Raw genomic sequence first — 20,584 nt, 5'->3', positions numbered from 1 at the left:
AAAGAAACATGAATATCACTATTATATTAATCATATTATTGGTAGGTGCAATTCTTACTTATTTATCAGGAAATAGATTTGCCTCTAAAGTAGCTATGTTGTTCGGTGTTGCCGCAGCTATTTTTTCGGTAGCGTTATGTCTTAAATACGGAGCAGCAGGAGCAAATTTCAGCATAGACTGGATTAGTAAGCCTAATATCTCGTTTTCGTTAAAGGCCGACGGCTTGTCGATGGCTATGATATTAATGACGACGATACTGCTGCCTATAATTATACTGGGTACGCAATCGCGCGAATTTAAGAATGAAAAGATGCTGTATAGCTTAGTCATGTTTATGGTTTTTGCTATGGTAGGCGCATTCTTAAGTAGCAACGCCCTTTTGTATTATGTGTTTTGGGAAATGTCTCTTATACCGATCTATTTTATCATCGTATTGTGGGGTAACGGCGAGATCATCAAAAGACGTAAGGCAGCGATGACATTCTTCCTCTTTACATTTGCCGGATCATTGTTTATGCTTGCAGCCATTATATACCTGTATACAAAAACGGGAAGCTTTCAGCTCGAAGCATTCTATAATGCGAGTCTGAGCCAAACAGAACAAATCTGGATATTCTTGGCATTCTTCCTTGCTTATGCTATTAAGATACCGATTTTCCCTTTCCATACATGGCAGGCAAATGTGTATCAGAAAGCACCGGCAATAGGTACTATGTTGCTGGCAGGTATTATGTCTAAGATGGGAGCATATAGCGTTATTCGTTGGCAGTTGCCCGTAACTCCTTACGCATCAAACGAGTTTAGGACAATAATCGTGATCCTTTGTATCATTGGAGTTGTATACGGAGCTATTATGGCGCTGCGTCAGGACGACTTGAAAAGATTTTTAGCGTATGCATCATTGTCTCACGTAGGATTTATTGCGGCGGGCTCTTATGCGTTGACATACGATGGTCTCGAAGGAGCTGTGATACTTATCCTCGCTCATGGCTTTGGTATTGTGGGTATGTTCTATTCCGCAGATGTAATTCAAACACGTATGCATACATTGACTATAAGTAAGATGGGTGGTATTAAAGAACATGCTCCAAAGTTTTCGGTGGCGTTCTTTATAAGCATCCTTTCTTCTATCGGTATACCGCTTACATTTAACTTTATCGGAGAGTTTACAATAATGTTTGGATTGTATCAGGTAAGTCTCTGGTACGCCCTAACAATAGGAACCGCATTGTTCCTTGGAGCGCTGTTCATGTTGAGAATGTATCAGCAGGTGATGTTAGGAGAACCGTCTGTGAATCCGTTCAGGGATTTGTCGAAGACCGAAACGGTAGTTTTCGCCTTAATAATAGGAGTACTTATATTTTTCGGGGTGTATGTGAAGCCGGTTACAGACTTGGTGTCTACAAGCCTGACAGAAATAGTAATGTATATTAACAGATAAAAATAGCCAGATATATAATGAGTACATTGATAGCCATCTCAGCATTAGGTATAATCTGCCTTTTATTAGAGATATTCAATTTGAGAAAAATCCTTATACCAGTTACACTTATCGGACTGATTGCTGTATTGGGGTTGACTGTTACCGAGTTTTACTTAGGACAATCTTTCCTTGGTACGGATAAGTACAATATGTTGGTATCAACAGGATTTTCGCAAGGATTCTCTATCCTGTTTATTATTCTTGCTGTACTGATTCTTGCGATGAGTCCCAAGTTTTATCAAGACAGAATAGATAAGATTGCCGACTATGTAGCCCTCAAGGTCTTTCTTGTGGCCGGAGCTGTGGCTATGGTCTCTTTCGGAAACTTCATTATGTTTTTCGTGGGACTTGAGGTATTGTCTATTGCTGCTTATATTTTGGCAGCCAGCGATCCGAAGAACTTGAGAAGTAACGAGGCGGGTATGAAGTATTTCATTATGGGTGCATTTGCGTCCAGCTTTATTCTGTTTGGTATTGCTCTCATATATGGCGCATTTGGTTCGTTCGATATTGCTACAGTTGCTATTGCATCTACTGCTCAGGCAGGATCTTTACCTATATGGTTTAGTCTTGGTTTTGTGATGTTGACTGTCGGTTTGATGTTTAAAGCATCTATCGTACCATTCCATTTTTGGGCACCTGATGTTTACGAAGGCTCACCTACACTTTCTACCGCTCTGATGAGCACCTTAGTGAAGGTGGCTGCAATAGGAGCATTGTTTAAGGTAGTAACAATATTGTCTGTTGCGGTAACACCTGTATATCAGATCGTACTGATCGTCTTGTCTATATTGACAATGACAGTAGGAAACGTAACAGCAATGAAGCAGAAAAACATAAAGCGTATGATGGCCTATTCGGGGATATCACATGCCGGATTTATGATGATGACCTTACTAGCGATTGGCACATCTGCAAATACAGTATTGTATTATGCAGCAGCATACAGCTTGGCGGGGATTGCAGCCTTCGCTGTAATACTTGGTGTTTGCCGGGGAAAAGACAATGAGGATATGACAAACTTCTTTGGCTTGGTGAAACGTCAGCCGGTGTTGACCGCAATCTTTATTTGCGCATTGTTGTCATTAAGTGGAATTCCTGTTTTTGCAGGTTTCTTTGCTAAGTTCTTTGTGTTTGATCAGATGTTACAATCAGGACACTTAGTTCTTGTTATATTCGGTATTATAAATTCGATTATAGCAGTGTTCTATTATCTGGGAGTAGCAAATATAATGATTACCAAAGAAAGCGAGACAGAAGAGCCTCTACGAGTTCCTTTCGAATATAAAGCTGTAGCTGTAATTGCTATATCTTTGAATTTATTACTTGGAATTTTCCCTTCTGTAATTATGGGTCTGAACTTATAATTAGATAAGATATAAAAAATAAAAAAGAGCAGATCTGACGGTCTGCTCTTTTTTGTATTGATATTTTTCTCTTCTATTCCGCTTTTATCCCCTTCGCTATAAACCTTATGATGCAATAAGCAATATAAATAAATACAAGATACATTATCAATCCTGTATGATGCAGATAGATAACAGCGAATGTAGCCATTAGTATACATGCCGTAAGTGATAATCCTTGCCACAAACGGGTAAGAATATCTAATTTTTGTCCCCATACATTCGGACGGAATACCCAGTTGATAGGTACAACGAAGGCATTCAACAACAGTATCGAGTAAGACATGTATTCATACTTCACATCATTGATGATGCAGAGTATTGCTGTTAAACCTATCATTGCTCCATAATATAACTTACCATAGTTGGTACTTGCACTTGTGGGCATGTCTGTTGCCATAAATATAGTACCCAGCAATAAGCCTCCCAGAGAGAATTGTATTGTATATTCGGTCAGATTAGACACGGTAAGAAGCAATACTGTGAAAGCGGCTAATAAAGCAAATGGTATATGCCATGAGATCCTTTGTCTAATCAACAAGAATAAACCGCCTAGTACCAAAAAGAATATCGAATATTCACCTATTGCTCCCGATGCTTTATAAAATAATTGGTTTATAAAACTGTCGTTAAATATATTGAGCTCACTTATATTCACCGCTGTCTTGTCGTACCAAATAGTGCGTGAAGCCATCACAGCGGGAAAGAATACAGTCATAAACTCTCGTCCGATGAGGGCAGGATTGAATATATTGCGTCCTAAGCCACCCCAGAGTAGTTTTCCGAACAGAACAGCCATGCTTCCTCCGAATGCAACGACATAGAGAGGAGTGAAAGGCGCTATTGTGAATGCAAGCAAAATCCCCGAAATAATAGCTGACCCATCAGAAAGAGATTCCGTGTTTTTGGAAAAGATAATAGAGAATAGGAATTCTGTTAATAACGCACTTCCTACTGCCACCAAGATTACCATGACAGGTACAAACCCGAATGCCAAATACGACATGGCTATACATGGGAGCAATGCTAAAATAACATCTGCCATCACACGGCTGGTGCTGTCACTTTTCCTTATAAAGGGTGCAAATATTGTTTTATCTGATTGCATTTGCTAGTTCTTTAAGTTTTACTTTTCCTTCTTTTATGCTTTCTATAAGCGGCACATTACTTGGGCAGATGTATTCGCAAGCTGCGCATTCGATGCAACTGCTAATACTGTATTTCTCAAGATTGAAGTATTTCTTCTTTCTATAGTTTTCTTCAAACTTCATTGGCATCAACCGCATGGGGCATACATCGACGCAATAACCACACGAGATACAATTACTCCGTTTTACTTCTTCTTTCTTTAGGAATAGTATTCCCGATGCACCTTTGGTTACAGGTATCGACAGGTCTTGTATTGCCTTTCCCATCATCGGGCCTCCCTGTATGATGGTATTCCCCAAAGTTTCTATCCCTAGCGATTTTGTGATATGTCGTATCGGTGTTCCTATTTTCACTTCGTAATTGCCATAATTAGTAGATCGCTCACCTGAGATTGTTATTATTCGGCTGATAACAGGCTTGTGATTTACTACCGCCTGATAAACAGAGTAGATAGTACCAATATTACTCACTATAATTCCCGCTTCGGCAGGTCGCTTCGATCTTGGTAGTTCAATGCCTGTGGCAGACTTTATTAATTGCAGCTCGCCACCTTGAGGGTACTGATCGGGCAATAATATTGCTTTGTAGCCTTTATGTTCTTCTTGTTGCAGATATGGAGCAAATACTTTTAAAAGTTCTCTATTCTGATGCTCTATACCAATGATAACATTGTCGGCATTGAGTATCTTTTTTATGATATCAATTCCTTTAAATAGCTCTTCGGTACGCTCTGCCATCAGTGAATAATCTGATGTAAGATATGGTTCGCACTCTGCACCGTTTACAATAAAGGTATGTATCTTATGCTCCCCAACACTGTATTTTATAGCTGTCGGAAATTGAGCGCCACCTTGTCCTACTATACCCGCATCCTTAATTCGCTCTATCAACTCTTCGGGGCTACATTGGTTGTAATCTTTGTACGAAATGTTGTTTACTTCCTCGTCCTTATAGTCGTTCTGGATAACGATGGTTTTTACAGAAGAGCCATCTGCAAAAGGATAGTCTTTTGTTTCCAAAATCACGCCCGATACCGGTGCATGTACTTTGGTCGCAAACTTATCCTTTACTTCTCCTATCAATTGATATTTCTTGATCTTATCGCCAACATTGACAACAGGAGTAGGAGCACAGCCTAAATATTCTGCGAGGGGAATGTATAGAAAAGGAGCATCTTCAATAGCTTGAATACGCTTCTTCTTGGTTTTCCCTTTCATCGAAAGTATGTGCATTATCATAGCTTTTGTTATTTTAATTTGAAATAACTATCTGAAATCTTGAGTGTATATAATATTGTTATAACTATCGAGCATAAAACCTTTTATGTTGTAATGTTCCGATAGTAGATCAATCTTTTTTAAGAATCCTTCTGCCGACTCGTTAAACAGTGCAGTAGAGATCATATCGCCTATCATACAATTGTCGCTGATAATTCCCACCTGCTTGTTTGCCGACGGAAAACCCGTAATAGGATTTAGTATATGTCCATATTCTTTAGCTTCTATACTTACAAACGTTTTGGACTGAGATGATGTCGAATACGCCTGATTTGCAATGTTTAACTTGAATAAAACTTCTTCCGTTTGGGGATGCCTCACCATGACTTGCCATCGTGGGTGCGATTCGTTATTTATTGCCATTATCGTACTGCCTCCGGCATTAACTATCGCATCATTTATATCCAATTCAAGCATTCTTTCAGTCAGACGATCTACAGCATAGGCTTTAATGAACGAGCCTGTAATGATTTCCTGTCCTTTTTTTATCCTGACTTTTTTTCCATTTATCTCTATGTGCCTATAATCAATCAGCTTTTTTGCATCTTCTATTTCTTTGATTGAGGGTATTTGCCGTTGCTCATCTTTATAGAATCCCCACAGCCTAATAAGTGGCATGACTGTAATGTCATAAGTCCCATTAAAGAAATCTGAGATTGTGATTGCCTGATTTAATATATTTACAGTTTCCTCATCAACATCTACAAAGCTGCCACTGTTCTTATTTATTGTGTCGAAATAAGAACCTGCTTGATACGAATTGTATTTCTTATCCACATGTTCGAGAATCGCAAATAATTCATCAAATATGCTTTCTTCGTAAAAAGCAGATAGCTTGATTTTTATATGCGAATGGAATAAGAATCGGGTCTGGGCTTTGTATAATAATTCCATTTACAGGTTTACTCTGTTCCTGACGACTCTTCGGGTGTTGCTTTTTCTATAACGGTTTGCTTGACTTCCTCTACCTTTTTTTCTTCCGTCTGGTTTTCCTTTTTACTCTCTACAGCTGTTGCTGATTTTTTTGTCTGGGGTGTGGTAGAAGCTTTAGGCTTCACATCTTCTGCTTTTTTCTTATCAGTTGATACTTTGGCCGGAGCAGTTAAACTCTTTACCTCTTCTTTTATCGGCTGCTCTTCGGTTTTGGGTTCGTCTGCAGGGGGTAAGACGATGGGCTGCTCAACTTCTTTTGTATTCTTTTCTTTTTCTTCTTTGGCTTTTTCTTCAGTATTAGCGGCATTTACTTTATAGCCCCAAATTACTAATAGAACTCCAAATAAAAAAAGGCCGGTTTTTTTCAATATCTGAACAATATTATTCATGCCTTTAACTATTTTATAACTTTATACAAAAATAAATTATTAGTCTGATCTGATAAAAAAGATTAACTATTTATAGCATTTATAATATTAAGTACAGAAAAGAGAAAAAATAGTGTATTTTTGTGACGCTGAAATATTAGTACTGTTATGAAAAAAGCTGCAATCTTAACAATTTTCTGTGTCTGTTTTTTATCCGAGATATTTGCTATTTCTCATTCAGACGGTGACGTAAATAAACTGACTTTATCATGTTACTCGTTGAAGAATGAAAAGATAGGCCATTTAGCTTCCGATATCAGTAACTTTATTTTTCGCAGGAAAAACGGATATCTTTGGCCGGTAACCAAAATTTTGTTTTCGAAAGATAAAGGCGTGTTGAAACTGGATATTACAGCTCTCGATAATGAATGGAACAAAATGTATGAGCCGGGAGAAAAAACTTATGGCTACTTCATTATGACGAATCGTATATTTATTATCTCATCTAAAGAAAACGAACAAGTGGACTTTTCCGAATATTTTGATCCTGTAGAAGATGGTGATCGTACATTCGGCAGCTCAAATTCGAAGAAAATAATAAAAAATCCGAAGTGGGTTTATATAATAGACGAAAATTGTACTTTCCCTAAACAATTGCGGGCTGCAAATTTAGAAGCGCTTGGCAGATAAATTAACCTGTTTATAATATTTTATTCTTTTGTTCCGTTCAAGCAAAAGGATTACCAAACTTATTTTTATAGTTCTAATAAACTGAGATAACATGAAATTCAAATTAAGTTTAACCTTTTCCCTTTTTTTATTTTTATATCAAACTGCTAATTCCCAGAATCAGCCACTAAAGGCTTATGGAGCGATACCAACGCAAGATCAGGTCAACTGGCAACAAATGGAATATTATATGTTCACCCATTTTGGCCCTAATACTTTTACCGATGTAGAATGGGGGAATGGAAAAGAAGACCCGAAGGTATTTAATCCTACCAATGTGGACTGTCGTCAATGGGCAGCTACAGCGAAGGCTGCAGGTATGAAAGGTATCATTATCACGGCAAAGCACCACGATGGTTTTTGTTTGTGGCCAAGTAAATATAGTACGCATACAGTAAGAGAAAGCCTTTGGAAAGATGGAAAAGGAGACTTGTTGAAAGAGCTTTCTGAAGCTTGCCGCGAATATGGTTTAAAGTTTGGAGTTTACTTGTCTCCTTGGGATCAAAATCATCCTGCTTATGGAACACCTGAGTATAATCAGGTTTTTGCAAATACATTGAATGAAGTGCTATCAGGATACGGAGAAGTATTTGAGCAGTGGTTTGATGGTGCAAACGGAGAAGGAAAAGACGGTAAAAAACAAGTTTATGATTGGAATTTATTTCACAATACAGTATATAGAAATCAACCTCAAGCTGTAATATTCAGTGATGTAGGCCCCGGCTGTCGCTGGATGGGTAATGAGCAAGGTGTTGCGGGTAAGACTAATTGGTCTACACTCAATATCAAGGGCTATGAACCGGGACGAGGCGCACCGTCTGTAGATATTTTAAATACAGGAGTGCAAGGTGGCGAGGCATGGGTTCCTGCCGAAACGGATGTTTCTATTCGTCCGGGATGGTTTTATAGCCCGTCTACAGACGATAAGGTAAAGTCGGTAGATAAATTGATGGATATATACTATACTTCTGTGGGACGAAATTCTAACTTGTTGTTGAATGTTCCTCCCGATCGCACAGGGCGTATTAATGCCAACGACTCTATTCGTTTGATGGAGTTTCGTAAAGCAAGAGAAGAATCATTTAGTAAAGATTTGATTGAAGGTGCTGAAATAAAAGCAAGTAATGTGAGAGACAACGCTGCCCAATATTCTGTTGCAAACCTGCTTGACGACAACTATAACACGTATTGGGCTACAGACGATAGTGAATTAAATCCGTCTATTGAGATTGATTTGAAACAAGCGAAGACATTCAACCGTTTGGCATTACAAGAATATATCCCATTGGGGCAAAGAGTGGCATCGTTTAGTGTAAAATATTGGGATAACGGAGTTTGGAGAGACTTGACGGATGCTACAACAATAGGCTACAAACGCATTTTGCGTTTCCCTACGATCTCTACTCAAAAACTGAAAATAAGCTTTACTGCTCTTGCTTGTCCGCTAATCAGCAAAGTAAGTTTGTATAATGCTCCCGAATCATTCTCGGCGACAGAAGCAGTAAATAAAGAAAATAATAAGAGCCTTTCTACATCTAAATGGAAATTAGTATCGCCTGTTGCTGATTTGTCGAAGATTACTGATAATGATGATAATACTTCCCTCGAAGTAAAGAAAAAGACTCCGTTGGTAATCGACTTGGGAGAAGCTGAGTTAATCAAAGGTTTCACTTATATTCCTTTCAATAAAGTACAATCATCAAATATTCTCAGATATAATTTTTATATCAGCTTAGATGGTAAAAGCTGGACACAAGTGAAGAAGAATGCTATTTTCAACAATATAGCTAACAATCCGGTAAAACAAGAAGTTACTTTGTTTGCAACGAATTCAGAAAAAGCCCGCTATATAAAATTAGAACCGATAGAGACTGTCGACTCAGGAGATAACTATTTTGTGGCAGGAATAAAACTGTTTTGATTATCTTTACGTTTTAGAAAAACAAGCCAGATAATGAGAAGTATATTATATATAATATTTTGCGCACTGTTTTTTGTCAGCTGTTCGAGTGAAGAGGAAGTGGATGGTGTACTACAGGTAACAAATGTAGACTTGTCTAGCCTCGCCGTGTATGCGGGTTCGGCTACAGGTGGAAAGCAAGTGCAATTTAATGAATTGAGAAGAACTGAGTTGGCCAATTATTTCTTTGAAGGTTCGTATAAATATGATTTATATGATAATATAAGGATTCAATTTGACAATGATAAATTGACCTATGTTGATTCTTTAGGACAAAAAAAAATAGTATCCAGCTATGTTTACGAAAAAGATTCTCTATTTATAAATAAACTTGATACGGTAAACAAGACTTGGCATAAAGTATTTGTGGCTCTTGGTAATGCTGATAACTTATATAGGGTTAAAGCTTTGGTACGTTATCGTAACGAAAGAGGTAATGATACTATACGTTTGTTTAATCAGGCTGTAAGCTTGGAGAAAACGCTCGAAATGAGAGGGCTTTCTTCACTGAGCGAGATGACAGACCCGAAAGATACCCTTGTATGGTGTAATGCAATTTATCAGTTCAAATGATTCCTAAATCTAATTTGACCGTAAGATGATTTTTTCTAAAAAACGATATATACTTTTTGTCTTATCTGCAATTTTGTTGATAGCATGCAGCAACGAAAATAAGACGGATAATATACGATACATTAGTTCCTCTATTACAGACTTTAATATCTATAAAGGTACTGTATCGGGTCCTGATACAGTTCTAACAAAGAGATTTGATCCCGCAACTGTCTTTACTAGTTTCTATGAACAATACCCTACTGATACATATATATTGTTCGATGATGATTTTGTTTATGTAAATCAGGGAGATATAGTCAAAGAACGCAGCCAGTATCGCTTCCAGAATGATACTTTGTTGTATATTACTACAGGAGGCATAGAGCAATACTATGGAAGTGGTAGTAAAAAAAATCTGAGGATAAGACAGCATTATGTAGGATATAAGAGTACAGATAAGAATATTTCACTATTTGAGGGCATACCGACAGAAAAATTCACTTTAGATGATGCTCTTAAAAGTGCCCACAAAACGAGCCTGCCTGTAGGCGATACGATTATGTGGATTACACGAGTATCACACTTTCAATAGGATATAAGTTATAAAAATATGAAAGGCTTGCACACGCAAGCCTTTTTCGTTGAAAGTGTTTTCAATAAAAATACGTACCTTTGCACAAAATTTAGAGTACAATATACAAATATGGGAAATTTAGTAGCTATAGTTGGACGTCCCAACGTGGGTAAGTCAACCCTGTTTAATCGATTGACAGAAAGTCGCCAGGCTATAGTCGATGAAACTTCGGGTACGACCCGTGACCGCCAATACGGAAAAGTAGAGTGGGGTGGTCAGGATTTTTCGCTTGTGGATACAGGTGGATGGGTTGTGAATTCTGAGGATATTTTTGAAAATGAAATAAATAAGCAAGTAGCCATTGCTATAGAAGAAGCTGATGTAATTCTGTTTATGGTGGATGTAATGAACGGACTTACAGATTTGGATTCGAGTGTTGCAAACATGCTTCGCCGCTCAAAGAAACCAATCCTACTTGTCTCCAATAAAGCAGATAATTTTAATTTGCACGCTCAGTCGGCAGAGTTCTATGCTCTCGGCTTAGGAGATCCTATTAATATTTCGGCGATCAACGGTTCGGGAACAGGAGATCTTTTGGATGTGATAATAACCAAGTTTACAAAAAAGGGAGAAGAGGAACATCTCGAAGATATACCACGTATTGCCATTGTTGGGCGACCTAATGCAGGGAAGTCGTCTTTGGTAAATGCCTTGATGGATGAGGAACGTAATATTGTAACCAATATCGCAGGCACAACACGTGATTCGATCTATACACGGTTCGATAAGTTCAATCTGGACTTTTATCTTGTAGATACTGCGGGTATTCGTAAGAAAGGAAAGGTTACCGAAGATTTGGAATACTACTCGGTGATTCGTTCCATAAAAGCGATTGAAAATTCAGACGTTTGTGTTCTGATGCTTGATGCTACGCAAGGGATAGAGAGCCAGGATATGAATATATTTTCTCTTATTCAGAAAAACCGTAAAGGGCTTGTCGTTTGTGTAAACAAATGGGATTTGGTAGAGAATAAGGAACTGGTTGTGATAAAGACTTTCGAAAATGCAATTCGGGAACGTTTAGCTCCTTTCACCGATTTTCCGATCATCTTTGCTTCGGCTATGACCAAACAACGTATTCTGAAAGTGTTAGAAACAGCTAAAGAAGTTTATGGTCGTAGAAAAACTAAGATTCCAACACATAAGCTGAATGAGATATTACTCCCTATCATAGAGCGCACTCCGCCTCCTGCGAATAAAGGAAAATATATCAAGATAAAGTATATTACGCAGTTACCTAATACACATGTTCCTACGTTTGTGTTCTTTTGTAACCTTCCTCAATGGATAAAAGACCCATACAAACGTTTTCTCGAAAATCGTATTCGTGATAATTGGGATTTGTCGGGTACTCCGATCAATATCATTATCAGAGAGAAATAAGATTTATGTATGATAGATAAACTAAATACAAAAAACTTGCAACTACAAAGATTTCTCTTTGTAGTTGTACTTTTTTGTATTGGTGCTACTATTTACTACTTTAACTACTTATTCCCTCTCCATGCCGATGATTGGGCCTATTCATTCAGAGAGGTACTGGTCGATTATGGTTTCCCTTCCAGCAATGAAAAAATAGCGAGTTTTAAAGATATACTCGAATCTCAATATGTCCATTATTTCAATTGGGGTGGACGCTCGGTTGTTCATAGCATTGCTCAATTTCTTCTGTGGATAGGTACACCTTTTAATGATATAATAAATACATTAGCTTATGTAATTCTAATCTGCTCAATGTACTTTATTTGCAATAAAGGTAAGTCAACCAACGCCTTTTTGCTGATACTGATCAGTGCATCTGTCTGGTTTCTTGTACCCCGCTTTACCTCCGATGTGTTTTGGATTACAGGAAGTGCTAACTATCTGTGGGGAACCTTACTCATTATGCTATTTATATATCCCTATGTGTCTTACTTTTTTGATGAGCGTACGGATTATAAACTTTATAAAACTGTATTGTTTTTTTTCGCAGGAATCATTGCCGGATGGACAAATGAATCTACCGCCTCAGTTGCTACATTATTGATTTTTATTTTTTGTATCTATTATAAGAGAAATTTAAAGCTTCCTAAATGGGCAATTGCAGGCTTGATTGGATTATGTCTTGGCTTTGCTCTGATGATTCTCGCACCCGGAAATTATGTTCGTGCGGCACTCGTTGCTAAGCAAAATGTGAGAGATCAGGGATTATCAATATTTGAAACTCTCTGGTCAAACTTATCTGATATGATGTCTATTCGATATTTACCCTATATGCTTCCTGTCTCGCTGCTCTTTTTATTTTTTTTATTTCTCTTTTTCAAGAGCCGAAAAAATATGGAGAAAGATCAATATAAAAAGGTTTTGTTTGCAGCTGTACTATTCTTTGTTGCAGGTCAGCTTTCTTTCTTTATAATGATTGTATCACCTGTTTTCCCTGCTTGGGCTATGTTCGGGCAGATTGTTTTTATAGTTATCGCCATTGGTCTCCTGTATGCGAATATAGAAATAAGGCACACGTTGTTCCACTATGCGAATTTGATAGCGATAATAGCATTGGTTAGTCTATATGGTGTAGATTATTATAGAAAATACCCATCAATGAAGTTAATATCGGATGTCTATCAGGCTCGGGAAGCATCCTTGAAGGAGCAGGTGGCTAATGGAATACAAGATATTGTGTTTACCGACAAGGTTGCTGTTCATAGCAAATTTCACTACGAAGACCTGAGCACAAATCCTGATCAATGGCTGAACAATAAATACGCTTTCTACTATGGTGTAAGGTCGGTAAGAGTCGTAAGGGCAGATTGAGGAGAGAAGGTCGGATACTTATCGTTGATATTATTTAATCGTTTATTGTATTTGAGGTTATATAAAAAAGAAAAGGTTGTCATCACGACAACCAATCTTTATTGTTAACCTTAAAATCTAATACTATGAAAAACACATAATATAAACGCAGGATATGCGTAAATAGTTTATTTACACTGTATTAAAAATAGTAAAATAGTTAAATAATTAGTTAATTGGAACGTCAATGCTTCCTGAAGTCCGCTCTTGTAAAGGATTCTTCAGAAATTATATTTCTACAATTTTACCTAATCTGATGTAACAAATATATCCTTTAACGTCGGTGTAGCCCATTTTACGGATCTGATCGGCATAATATTTCACCTGACGGATATATTTTTTGTCTTCCTTTTCGCCGAATTTATAATCAATTACAATAACCTCCTTGCCCTTTATCATCACACGGTCGGGACGAACAAACTTGCCTTTGGGCTGTAATATTTGTATCTCGTTCAATACCTTGTATTCACCGCTATACCACGGTGCGACCAGAGGATTGGAAAGGTATTCTTCTAGTAGTCCTATTATCTTGCTCTTATCAGTAGCAGTCACTTCTCCCGCAATGTGATATTCTTCTACAGCTTTCTGTACGTCGTCAATTGTTTTTACCTTACTCACTATTTCGTGCATCAGAGTACCATAGTCTCGCTGTCCCGTGTCTGTGAAAAAGTACTTGTTTTTCAACAATAGTTTTACTCTTTTGTCATAAGGAATACTTGATAAGCTATCTACACTGATTTCTTCTACCGATCTGTGTGTAACTTTTTTGATTGGTATATAATTTTCACCTATTTCAAAAGTCGCCGTTTCTTCATCTATGTATTGAGACAAGTCTGTGTAAGCTTGCTTGCCATCACCTACAGAGCCGCTGTTGATTGTAGCCCATACCAAAGACGATATATTATTCACTTCTTCTTTTTTCGGCTTGGGAGCATAAGCTATCAGTTCGTTTTTTGCACGAGTGAAAGCCACGTATAATACATTGATATTGTCGATAAATGCATGAAGCCGCTCATCAAAATATTCGTAAGCAAAAATGGTGTTTTTTAGCTTTTGTGAATATTTTACAGGAACGAGGTGTAGCCTGTTGAACGGTTCTGTCTGTGGGTGACACCATAGTATCGTTGTTAGTTTATGATCTATCTCCCAGTTGCAGAAGGGAATCAGTACAACATTAAAGCCCAGCCCTTTCGACTTGTGTATTGTCATAATCCGTATCGCATCTTGACCATCCGGGGTGAAAATAGTTTTATTTGTACCTGTCTCGTCCCACCACCTCAGGAATGCATCCAGATCGGAAGAGCTGCGAACCGTGAAGTCGAGCACCATGTCCAGAAACGACTGTATATATACTTGCTCATCGTTTTCCATTGCTTCACGAAACAGATTGAAGATCTCTTCTGTCATTTCATACAATGGCAGTTCTCGTATATGGCTCAGCCTGTCCTCTATCTGTTGAGGCAGATCATCTTTTGCCGAGAAGTATTTGAGCAGCGCCTCTTCGGCATTCATTTGCTTGCTGTATTTGAAATATTCGAAAACAGCCAAGGCCTTTAACGATTTATCCAAAGGATTGTGCAAATGCTTTAATAGCGCAATTATAAGTTTGATGCTCTTTGAGTTGCTTACAAACAGCGCTTCATCGGATATAATATCATAACGATATTTTGAACCCGGGTGTAGCTTTTTATATTCCAACAAGCAATTTGCTACATCTGCTCCCTCTTTCTTTGTACGTACCAGTATGGCAATATCTTTGAGGTTGTAACCTCTTTCCTGCAACTGTTCTATCTCGATAGGTAATTGCTCCAATACATAATTCTGCCATATATGCTCGTCAGTATCAATAAACTCTACTCTTACTCGCCCTTCGTTGTTTTTATGGCTTTCGGGTATCTCCTGATACAGTTCGTCGTAAGCTTTTGTTATCCGTGTGAGGAATGGCTTGAGCCTTGCATTATCAAGATCTTGCAATGATTTGTTAAATGTATCTTGCAGCAACGCCGAACCAATAGAAAATACTGCATTGTTGAAAGAAATAACATTGCGGGAGCTGCGCCAGTTAGTATCCAGCGTATCATGTTCTATGCCTTCGGTTCGGAAATCGATATCGAGTTGTTCATCCAGAAGTTTCCAGTCTGAGTTTCTCCAACGATAAATACTTTGTTTTACATCGCCTACTATGTAGTTTTTGTTTCCGCTACCGAGGCTATCTTTTACCAGAGGAAGGAAATTTTGCCACTGCATGCCCGATGTGTCTTGAAACTCGTCGATCATGTAATTGTTGATTCGTTGACCAACTTTTTCGTATATAAACGGAGATTCATTACCCTCTATGATACGGTTTAGCAGTTCGGTCGTATCCGAAATCAACATGATATTATTCTCGGTACTATATTCCCGAATTTTTTTATCTACGTCTCCCAGTATCCCTAATGTGAAGAAGTAGCGGTTTATCTCGTATGCTGTCTGATAGATTAGTGAGTTGTCATAGTGGTTTATAATGTCGCACACACAGATGTTTAGTTCGGGATATACACTTTCTATTTTATCTCGTGTTACTGAACCTGTCGTTTTGGTGTACCATCCACTAAGGTTATCGGCTAACGTGCGGAACGTATCCGTTGGTTCGGCAATCGTTCCGTTAGCCCATTTCAAGAAGTTAAGAAACGGAGAGCGGGTTCCTCCTTTAAAATCTTCACCTTTGAGCTCGAAGCGTGACATTATATTCAAGGCTTTTTCTCCGATCTGCTGCGATGCTTTCTCAAAATCCCTGATAATGGTAAACAGCATATCTTTGTAGTCGGTCATCAGCTGCTTATCTCTGATGTCTGTTTGCACCTGATTGCTGTATGCTTTGTAGCTTTCTTTAAATATTTCGGACGATAGGGATTGTATATCGTTGCGGATATTCCAGGTTTCTCCGTTTTCTACTTTTTCTTCAGAGAAACGAATCAACCAATCCAACAATAATTTATTGTCTGTCTGTTCCAGATCGTACAGCATGGAGTCGATAGCTTCACCGAGTACCTTGTTTGTATCCAGTTCTACATTGTATCCGCCACCTAAGCCTATTTCACGGGTAAAAGCCCGCATTGTTTGTTGGAAGAACTTGTCAATAGTGCTTACCGAAAAAGACGAATAATCGTGCAGGATACGCACCAGTATATCCCGAGCCTCTTTTCTTACCTGTTCTTCGTTGTATTTATATTCTTTCGAGAGAAAACTTATATGATCCGATTCCTTCCCTGTGGCGATATTTGCCAACTCTTCTATTATACGGCTTTTCATCTCGTCTGTAGCCTTATTAGTAAAGGTTACAGCGAGTATATGCCTGTATGCAAAGGGGGACGAGAAAAGCAAATTAAGATACTTCTCTGTCAGGCGGTGTGTTTTTCCCGAGCCGGCAGAGGCTTTATATACGTATAAGCTTATTTCATCATCAAATGATGCGTGATTTGACATACCCTTCTTTTTGGAGTAGTTCTAATACCTTGTTACGGAGATCTCCCTGTACAATTNNACAATTATCTCGTGGTCTTTTGCCGATCCGCCAACACCACATTTTACCTTTAAGAATTTACCCAACTCTTCCAGATCTTCGTTTGTCCCTACAAACCCAGTGATTAGAGTCACCGCTTTTCCTTTGCGGTTGCGCTTATCCAGCTGAATGCGTAATTGCTGTTTCTCTTTCGGGAGGGTGTCTTGTTCCTCTTCCTTGTCTGTATCATATTTGAAGTCCGGATTTGTGGAATACACAACATTCAGACGGTCTTTCCAATCATTCATATCGATGGTATTTGTTCATTACAAAAATACGGATTATTTCAGGTAGATATATAAAACTACCACTTATTCATGTGTATTTTCTTTTCGTCATACTTATCTTTTACCGAATGGTTTCCCATCGGGTAGCCTATTGGTATTACAACCAAAGGTAAAACTTGTGCGGGCATATTCGTATGCTTTATCACTGTTGCCATTCTGTCCCGATAGGGGTAAGCGGCAGTCCACACGCCCCCCAGATCCATCGCTTCGGCAGCTAGAAGAATATTTTCTGTTGCAGCCGAACAATCGAGATACCAGTACGAAGAACGTATAGTATCTCCACAAACAACAATTGCCATTGGCGCTTGAGATAGCATTTTGGCTGTAGGCAGTTCTTCTGCCATTTTATCCAATATAGCCCTGTCATTTATAATCACAAATTCCCACGGACGGGTGTCTTTTCCCGAAGGTGCAGACATGCCGGCCTTTATTAGTGACTGAACATCTTCATCCGAAACAGGTCTGTCTTTGATAAAACTGCGTACACTTTTTCTGTTATAGATTGCAGATAAGGCGGCCTCCTTTTTTGTTATTTGCTTTTCCTTTTTTTGAGAACAACTCATAAAAGTGATACTACAAATAGTTATAAGACCGAAAAGTATATACTTTTTATTCATGTTTGGCAGATGTTTTATTGTTGAAGTATTGCAAAGATATAAATTAATTTTTATGGATTTCAGCGAAAAGAAAAGGCTGAGTAATTACTTTTACTCAGCCTCTTTTATTTATTAAACGGCTTTAGACAATGCCTTGAGCCATTACGGCTTTAGCAACTTTCATAAATCCGGCTATGTTAGCACCTTTTACATAGTTTACATATCCGTCTTTTTCTGTACCGTATTTCACGCAATTTTCGTGAATATTCTGCATAATCCATTTCAGCTTCTTATCAACTTCCTCAGCAGACCAGCTTATGCGCTCCGAGTTTTGTGTCATTTCCAATCCCGAAACAGAAACTCCTCCGGCATTGGCGGCTTTTCCCGGTGCATAGAGTAGTTTCGCTTGTTGGAATACTTCTATAGCCTCAGGTGTAGATGGCATATTAGCTCCTTCCGATATTGCGATAACACCATTTGCTACGAGTTTTTTTGCATCCTCTCCGTTTATTTCATTCTGTGTTGCAGATGGTAATGCGATATCGCCTTTTTCTCCCCAAGGGCGTGCATTCGGAACGTATTTGCAGCCGTATGTTTCTGCATATTCGCTGATGCGGCCTCTGTAAAGCTCTTTCAGCTCTTTTACATACTCCAGTTTCTCGGTTGTTATTCCTTCCGGATCGTAGATGTACCCGTTAGAGTCTGATAATGTAACAGGTATTGCTCCCAGCTCTATCAGTTTTTCGCAAGTATATTGCGCTACATTTCCTGAACCTGAAACAAGACATTTTTTACCTTTTATGTCAATGTTTTTTGTTTTCAACATTTCGAGTAGGAAATATACATTTCCGTAACCTGTAGCCTCCGGGCGAATGAGCGAACCTCCGAATGTAAGCCCTTTACCTGTGAATGTTCCTGTAAATTCACGAGCCAATTTGCGGTACATTCCGAAGAAATAACCTACTTCGCGACCGCCTACGCCTATATCTCCTGCCGGGACGTCTGTGTCAGGGCCAATGTTGCGCCAAAGTTCGAGCATAAAAGCCTGACAGAAGCGCATGATTTCTGCGGTAGATTTCCCTTTGGGACTAAAGTCTGAACCTCCCTTTGCTCCTCCCATAGGAAGCGTAGTAAGTGAGTTTTTAAACGTTTGCTCAAAAGCAAGGAACTTCAATATAGACGGATTTACAGAGGCGTGTAAGCGTAAGCCGCCTTTGTATGGGCCTATGGCATTGCAATGTTGTATGCGGTATCCCATGTTGGTATGTGTGTTGCCTTTGTCGTCAACCCACGTTACACGGAAAGAAAAGATACGATCAGGAATGCATAGTCTTTCTATTAAGTTTGCCTTCTCAAATTCAGGGTGTTGATTGTAAATCTCCTCAATGGATTCTAATACTTCCTGAACAGCCTGAAGATACTCAGGTTCGTTCGGAAATCTGCGTTTTAAGTCTTGTAATACTAATTCTACCTTCATTATAAAAAATGGATTTTGATTTATGGATGCCACAAATATATGAAAAAAATGTCTATTTGTTAAAAAATATAACATAAACGTGACAGTTTTTCAAAATAGAAGGATTGAGATAAATAAATTTACCTCATATAATACCGTCTCGAATGTTTTTAATATTGTTTTTTTCTTATTTTTGTGATGAATAATAAATAAGAATATAAAACAATGACATACTTGATCACAGGCGGAGCCGGATTTATAGGCTCGAATTTTGTGAAACGCATGTTGGCGACACATCCCGAAGCAAAACTCGTTATATTTGATGCACTTACATACGCCGGAAATCTTGGAACTCTGGCTGAGGAGTTGAAAGACTCCCGCGTAACATTCGTAAAGGGAGATATCTGTGATAAAAATATTACGGAGAAAGTTTTTTCGGATCATCAGATAGACTTTGTTGTCAACTTTGCGGCAGAGAGTCATGTTGATAGAAGTATCGAGAATCCTCAATTATTTTTGCAGGTGAATATTCTTGGTACTCAGAATTTATTGGATACTGCAAGAAAATTTTGGACTATAGGCAAAGATGAAAATAATTATCCGATTTGGCGCGAAGGTGTAAAGTTTTTGCAGGTATCTACAGATGAAGTATACGGATCGTTGGGCGAAGAAGGTTACTTTACAGAAGAAACTCCTTTAGATCCCCGTTCTCCTTATAGTGCAGCAAAAACAGGTGGCGACCTGATCGTAAAAGCTTATGGCGAAACCTATAAGATGCCGATTAATATAACCCGTTGTTCGAATAATTACGGACCATTCCATTTCCCTGAAAAGCTTATTCCTCTGATTATACGCAATATTCTGGCAGGACAACAACTTCCGGTATATGGTGATGGTAGCAATGTACGTGATTGGCTATACGTGGACGACCATTGTAAGGCTATCGATATTGTTCTGCACAAAGGACGTGTAGGCGAAGTGTACAATATAGGAGGACATAACGAACGAAAAAATATAGAGATCGTTAAACTGGTAATAAAAACTATACACGATATTATGGAGAAGGAGCCTAAGTATCGTGACGTATTGAAGAAAAAAGACGTGGCTGCTGATGGAAGTATCGATATAAGTTGGATCAACGACAATCTCATCTCTTTTGTGAAAGACCGTCAGGGGCATGATCAACGTTATGCTATCGACCCTACCAAAATATCGAACGAATTGGGATGGTTGCCTGAGACGACCTTCGATAAAGGTATTGTGAAAACAATATATTGGTATCTCGACAATCAAACTTGGGTTGAAGAAGTTACTTCGGGCGACTATATGAAGTATTACGAACAAATGTACGGAAACAGATAAATATATTTCTGATTA

Annotated in this window: 16 protein-coding genes and 1 pseudogene; 9 read left to right on the top strand and 8 right to left on the bottom strand. The window is 38.4% G+C overall.

The window, feature by feature from the left end:
* Positions 1–8: 8 nt before the first annotated feature.
* On the top strand, positions 9–1,442 hold the full coding sequence (locus tag B3P17_RS01945; protein ID WP_252638626.1) for a complex I subunit 4 family protein: 1,434 nt from the start codon (positions 9–11) through the stop codon (positions 1,440–1,442).
* Positions 1,443–1,459: 17 nt separating this feature from the next.
* Positions 1,460–2,851 carry an NADH-quinone oxidoreductase subunit N gene (locus tag B3P17_RS01940; protein WP_135104847.1) on the top strand — a complete coding sequence of 464 codons (1,392 nt, stop codon included), beginning with the start codon at positions 1,460–1,462 and terminating at the stop codon, positions 2,849–2,851.
* 73 nt (positions 2,852–2,924) lie between these two features.
* On the opposite strand, the gene B3P17_RS01935 is transcribed toward B3P17_RS01940, so the two are convergent.
* Genes B3P17_RS01935 through B3P17_RS01920 form a run of 4 tightly spaced genes read right to left on the bottom strand, consistent with a single transcriptional unit; the run spans position 2,925 to position 6,638 of the window.
* Complete coding sequence (locus B3P17_RS01935; RefSeq protein ID WP_252638627.1) at positions 2,925–3,998, bottom strand: RnfABCDGE type electron transport complex subunit D; 1,074 nt, start codon at positions 3,996–3,998, stop codon at positions 2,925–2,927.
* Positions 3,985–5,277 carry an electron transport complex subunit RsxC gene (gene rsxC, locus B3P17_RS01930; protein ID WP_252638628.1) on the bottom strand — a complete coding sequence of 431 codons (1,293 nt, stop codon included), beginning with the start codon at positions 5,275–5,277 and terminating at the stop codon, positions 3,985–3,987. The genes B3P17_RS01935 and rsxC overlap by 14 nt, the downstream gene beginning before the upstream one ends.
* Positions 5,278–5,304: 27 nt before the next feature.
* Complete coding sequence (locus B3P17_RS01925) at positions 5,305–6,210, bottom strand: FAD:protein FMN transferase (protein WP_252638630.1); 906 nt, start codon at positions 6,208–6,210, stop codon at positions 5,305–5,307.
* Positions 6,211–6,218: 8 nt separating this feature from the next.
* Positions 6,219–6,638: a hypothetical protein gene (locus B3P17_RS01920; protein ID WP_291102974.1), complete on the bottom strand. Its 420-nt coding sequence runs from the start codon at positions 6,636–6,638 to the stop codon at positions 6,219–6,221.
* Between the two features lie 147 nt (positions 6,639–6,785).
* Between B3P17_RS01920 and B3P17_RS01915 the strand changes: the two genes are divergently transcribed.
* From B3P17_RS01915 to B3P17_RS01890, 6 genes are all read left to right on the top strand, one after another.
* Positions 6,786–7,307, top strand: coding sequence for a hypothetical protein (locus B3P17_RS01915; RefSeq protein WP_252638635.1), 522 nt, complete (start codon positions 6,786–6,788; stop codon positions 7,305–7,307).
* A gap of 91 nt (positions 7,308–7,398) precedes the next feature.
* Positions 7,399–9,267 (top strand): alpha-L-fucosidase, encoded by a 1,869-nt coding sequence (locus B3P17_RS01910; protein ID WP_252638636.1) that lies wholly within the window; start codon positions 7,399–7,401, stop codon positions 9,265–9,267.
* Between the two features lie 33 nt (positions 9,268–9,300).
* Positions 9,301–9,879, top strand: a complete 579-nt coding sequence (locus B3P17_RS01905; RefSeq protein WP_252638638.1) for a hypothetical protein — start codon at positions 9,301–9,303, stop codon at positions 9,877–9,879.
* A 25-nt stretch (positions 9,880–9,904) separates the two neighbouring features.
* Positions 9,905–10,453 (top strand): hypothetical protein, encoded by a 549-nt coding sequence (locus B3P17_RS01900; protein ID WP_252638639.1) that lies wholly within the window; start codon positions 9,905–9,907, stop codon positions 10,451–10,453.
* A 111-nt stretch (positions 10,454–10,564) separates the two neighbouring features.
* Positions 10,565–11,878 carry a ribosome biogenesis GTPase Der gene (gene der / locus B3P17_RS01895; protein WP_252638640.1) on the top strand — a complete coding sequence of 438 codons (1,314 nt, stop codon included), beginning with the start codon at positions 10,565–10,567 and terminating at the stop codon, positions 11,876–11,878.
* 9 nt (positions 11,879–11,887) lie between these two features.
* Entirely contained in the window at positions 11,888–13,288 is a 1,401-nt protein-coding gene (locus B3P17_RS01890) for a DUF3329 domain-containing protein (RefSeq protein ID WP_252638641.1), read from the top strand.
* Between the two features lie 267 nt (positions 13,289–13,555).
* Here B3P17_RS01890 and B3P17_RS01885 read toward each other — a convergent pair whose 3' ends face one another.
* The 4 genes and pseudogenes from B3P17_RS01885 to B3P17_RS01870 all read right to left on the bottom strand — a co-directional run bounded on the left by B3P17_RS01885 (position 13,556) and on the right by B3P17_RS01870 (position 19,228).
* Entirely contained in the window at positions 13,556–16,792 is a 3,237-nt protein-coding gene (locus B3P17_RS01885; RefSeq protein ID WP_252638642.1) for a UvrD-helicase domain-containing protein, read from the bottom strand.
* Positions 16,770–17,122: pseudogene (locus B3P17_RS01880) on the bottom strand (translation initiation factor). Before B3P17_RS01880 ends, B3P17_RS01885 begins: the two are co-directional and overlap by 23 nt.
* A gap of 50 nt (positions 17,123–17,172) precedes the next feature.
* On the bottom strand, positions 17,173–17,772 hold the full coding sequence (locus B3P17_RS01875; RefSeq protein WP_252638643.1) for a nitroreductase family protein: 600 nt from the start codon (positions 17,770–17,772) through the stop codon (positions 17,173–17,175).
* Positions 17,773–17,893: 121 nt separating this feature from the next.
* Positions 17,894–19,228, bottom strand: a complete 1,335-nt coding sequence (locus tag B3P17_RS01870; protein ID WP_135104861.1) for an NADP-specific glutamate dehydrogenase — start codon at positions 19,226–19,228, stop codon at positions 17,894–17,896.
* A 204-nt stretch (positions 19,229–19,432) separates the two neighbouring features.
* On the opposite strand from B3P17_RS01870, the gene rfbB reads away from it, so the two are divergent.
* Positions 19,433–20,569: a dTDP-glucose 4,6-dehydratase gene (gene rfbB, locus B3P17_RS01865; protein ID WP_252638644.1), complete on the top strand. Its 1,137-nt coding sequence runs from the start codon at positions 19,433–19,435 to the stop codon at positions 20,567–20,569.
* Positions 20,570–20,584 lie beyond the last annotated feature (15 nt).

The organism is Dysgonomonas sp. UBA7630, assembly GCF_002483985.1.
In the GTDB taxonomy this organism is placed as follows: domain Bacteria; phylum Bacteroidota; class Bacteroidia; order Bacteroidales; family Dysgonomonadaceae; genus Dysgonomonas.
This window is presented reverse-complemented; position numbering and strand designations above follow the sequence as displayed.

Excerpts from the sequence above, each read along its gene's own strand:
- B3P17_RS01945 (WP_252638626.1), top strand. The coding sequence starts at position 9 with ATGAATATCACTATTATATTAATCATATTATTGGTAGGTGCAATTCTT.
- B3P17_RS01940 (WP_135104847.1), top strand. The coding sequence starts at position 1,460 with ATGAGTACATTGATAGCCATCTCAGCATTAGGTATAATCTGCCTTTTA.
- B3P17_RS01935 (WP_252638627.1), bottom strand. The coding sequence starts at position 3,998 with ATGCAATCAGATAAAACAATATTTGCACCCTTTATAAGGAAAAGTGAC.
- rsxC (WP_252638628.1), bottom strand. The coding sequence starts at position 5,277 with ATGATAATGCACATACTTTCGATGAAAGGGAAAACCAAGAAGAAGCGT.
- B3P17_RS01925 (WP_252638630.1), bottom strand. The coding sequence starts at position 6,210 with ATGGAATTATTATACAAAGCCCAGACCCGATTCTTATTCCATTCGCAT.
- B3P17_RS01920 (WP_291102974.1), bottom strand. The coding sequence starts at position 6,638 with ATGAATAATATTGTTCAGATATTGAAAAAAACCGGCCTTTTTTTATTT.
- B3P17_RS01915 (WP_252638635.1), top strand. The coding sequence starts at position 6,786 with ATGAAAAAAGCTGCAATCTTAACAATTTTCTGTGTCTGTTTTTTATCC.
- B3P17_RS01910 (WP_252638636.1), top strand. The coding sequence starts at position 7,399 with ATGAAATTCAAATTAAGTTTAACCTTTTCCCTTTTTTTATTTTTATAT.
- B3P17_RS01905 (WP_252638638.1), top strand. The coding sequence starts at position 9,301 with ATGAGAAGTATATTATATATAATATTTTGCGCACTGTTTTTTGTCAGC.
- B3P17_RS01900 (WP_252638639.1), top strand. The coding sequence starts at position 9,905 with ATGATTTTTTCTAAAAAACGATATATACTTTTTGTCTTATCTGCAATT.
- der (WP_252638640.1), top strand. The coding sequence starts at position 10,565 with ATGGGAAATTTAGTAGCTATAGTTGGACGTCCCAACGTGGGTAAGTCA.
- B3P17_RS01890 (WP_252638641.1), top strand. The coding sequence starts at position 11,888 with ATGATAGATAAACTAAATACAAAAAACTTGCAACTACAAAGATTTCTC.
- B3P17_RS01885 (WP_252638642.1), bottom strand. The coding sequence starts at position 16,792 with ATGTCAAATCACGCATCATTTGATGATGAAATAAGCTTATACGTATAT.
- B3P17_RS01875 (WP_252638643.1), bottom strand. The coding sequence starts at position 17,772 with ATGAATAAAAAGTATATACTTTTCGGTCTTATAACTATTTGTAGTATC.
- B3P17_RS01870 (WP_135104861.1), bottom strand. The coding sequence starts at position 19,228 with ATGAAGGTAGAATTAGTATTACAAGACTTAAAACGCAGATTTCCGAAC.
- rfbB (WP_252638644.1), top strand. The coding sequence starts at position 19,433 with ATGACATACTTGATCACAGGCGGAGCCGGATTTATAGGCTCGAATTTT.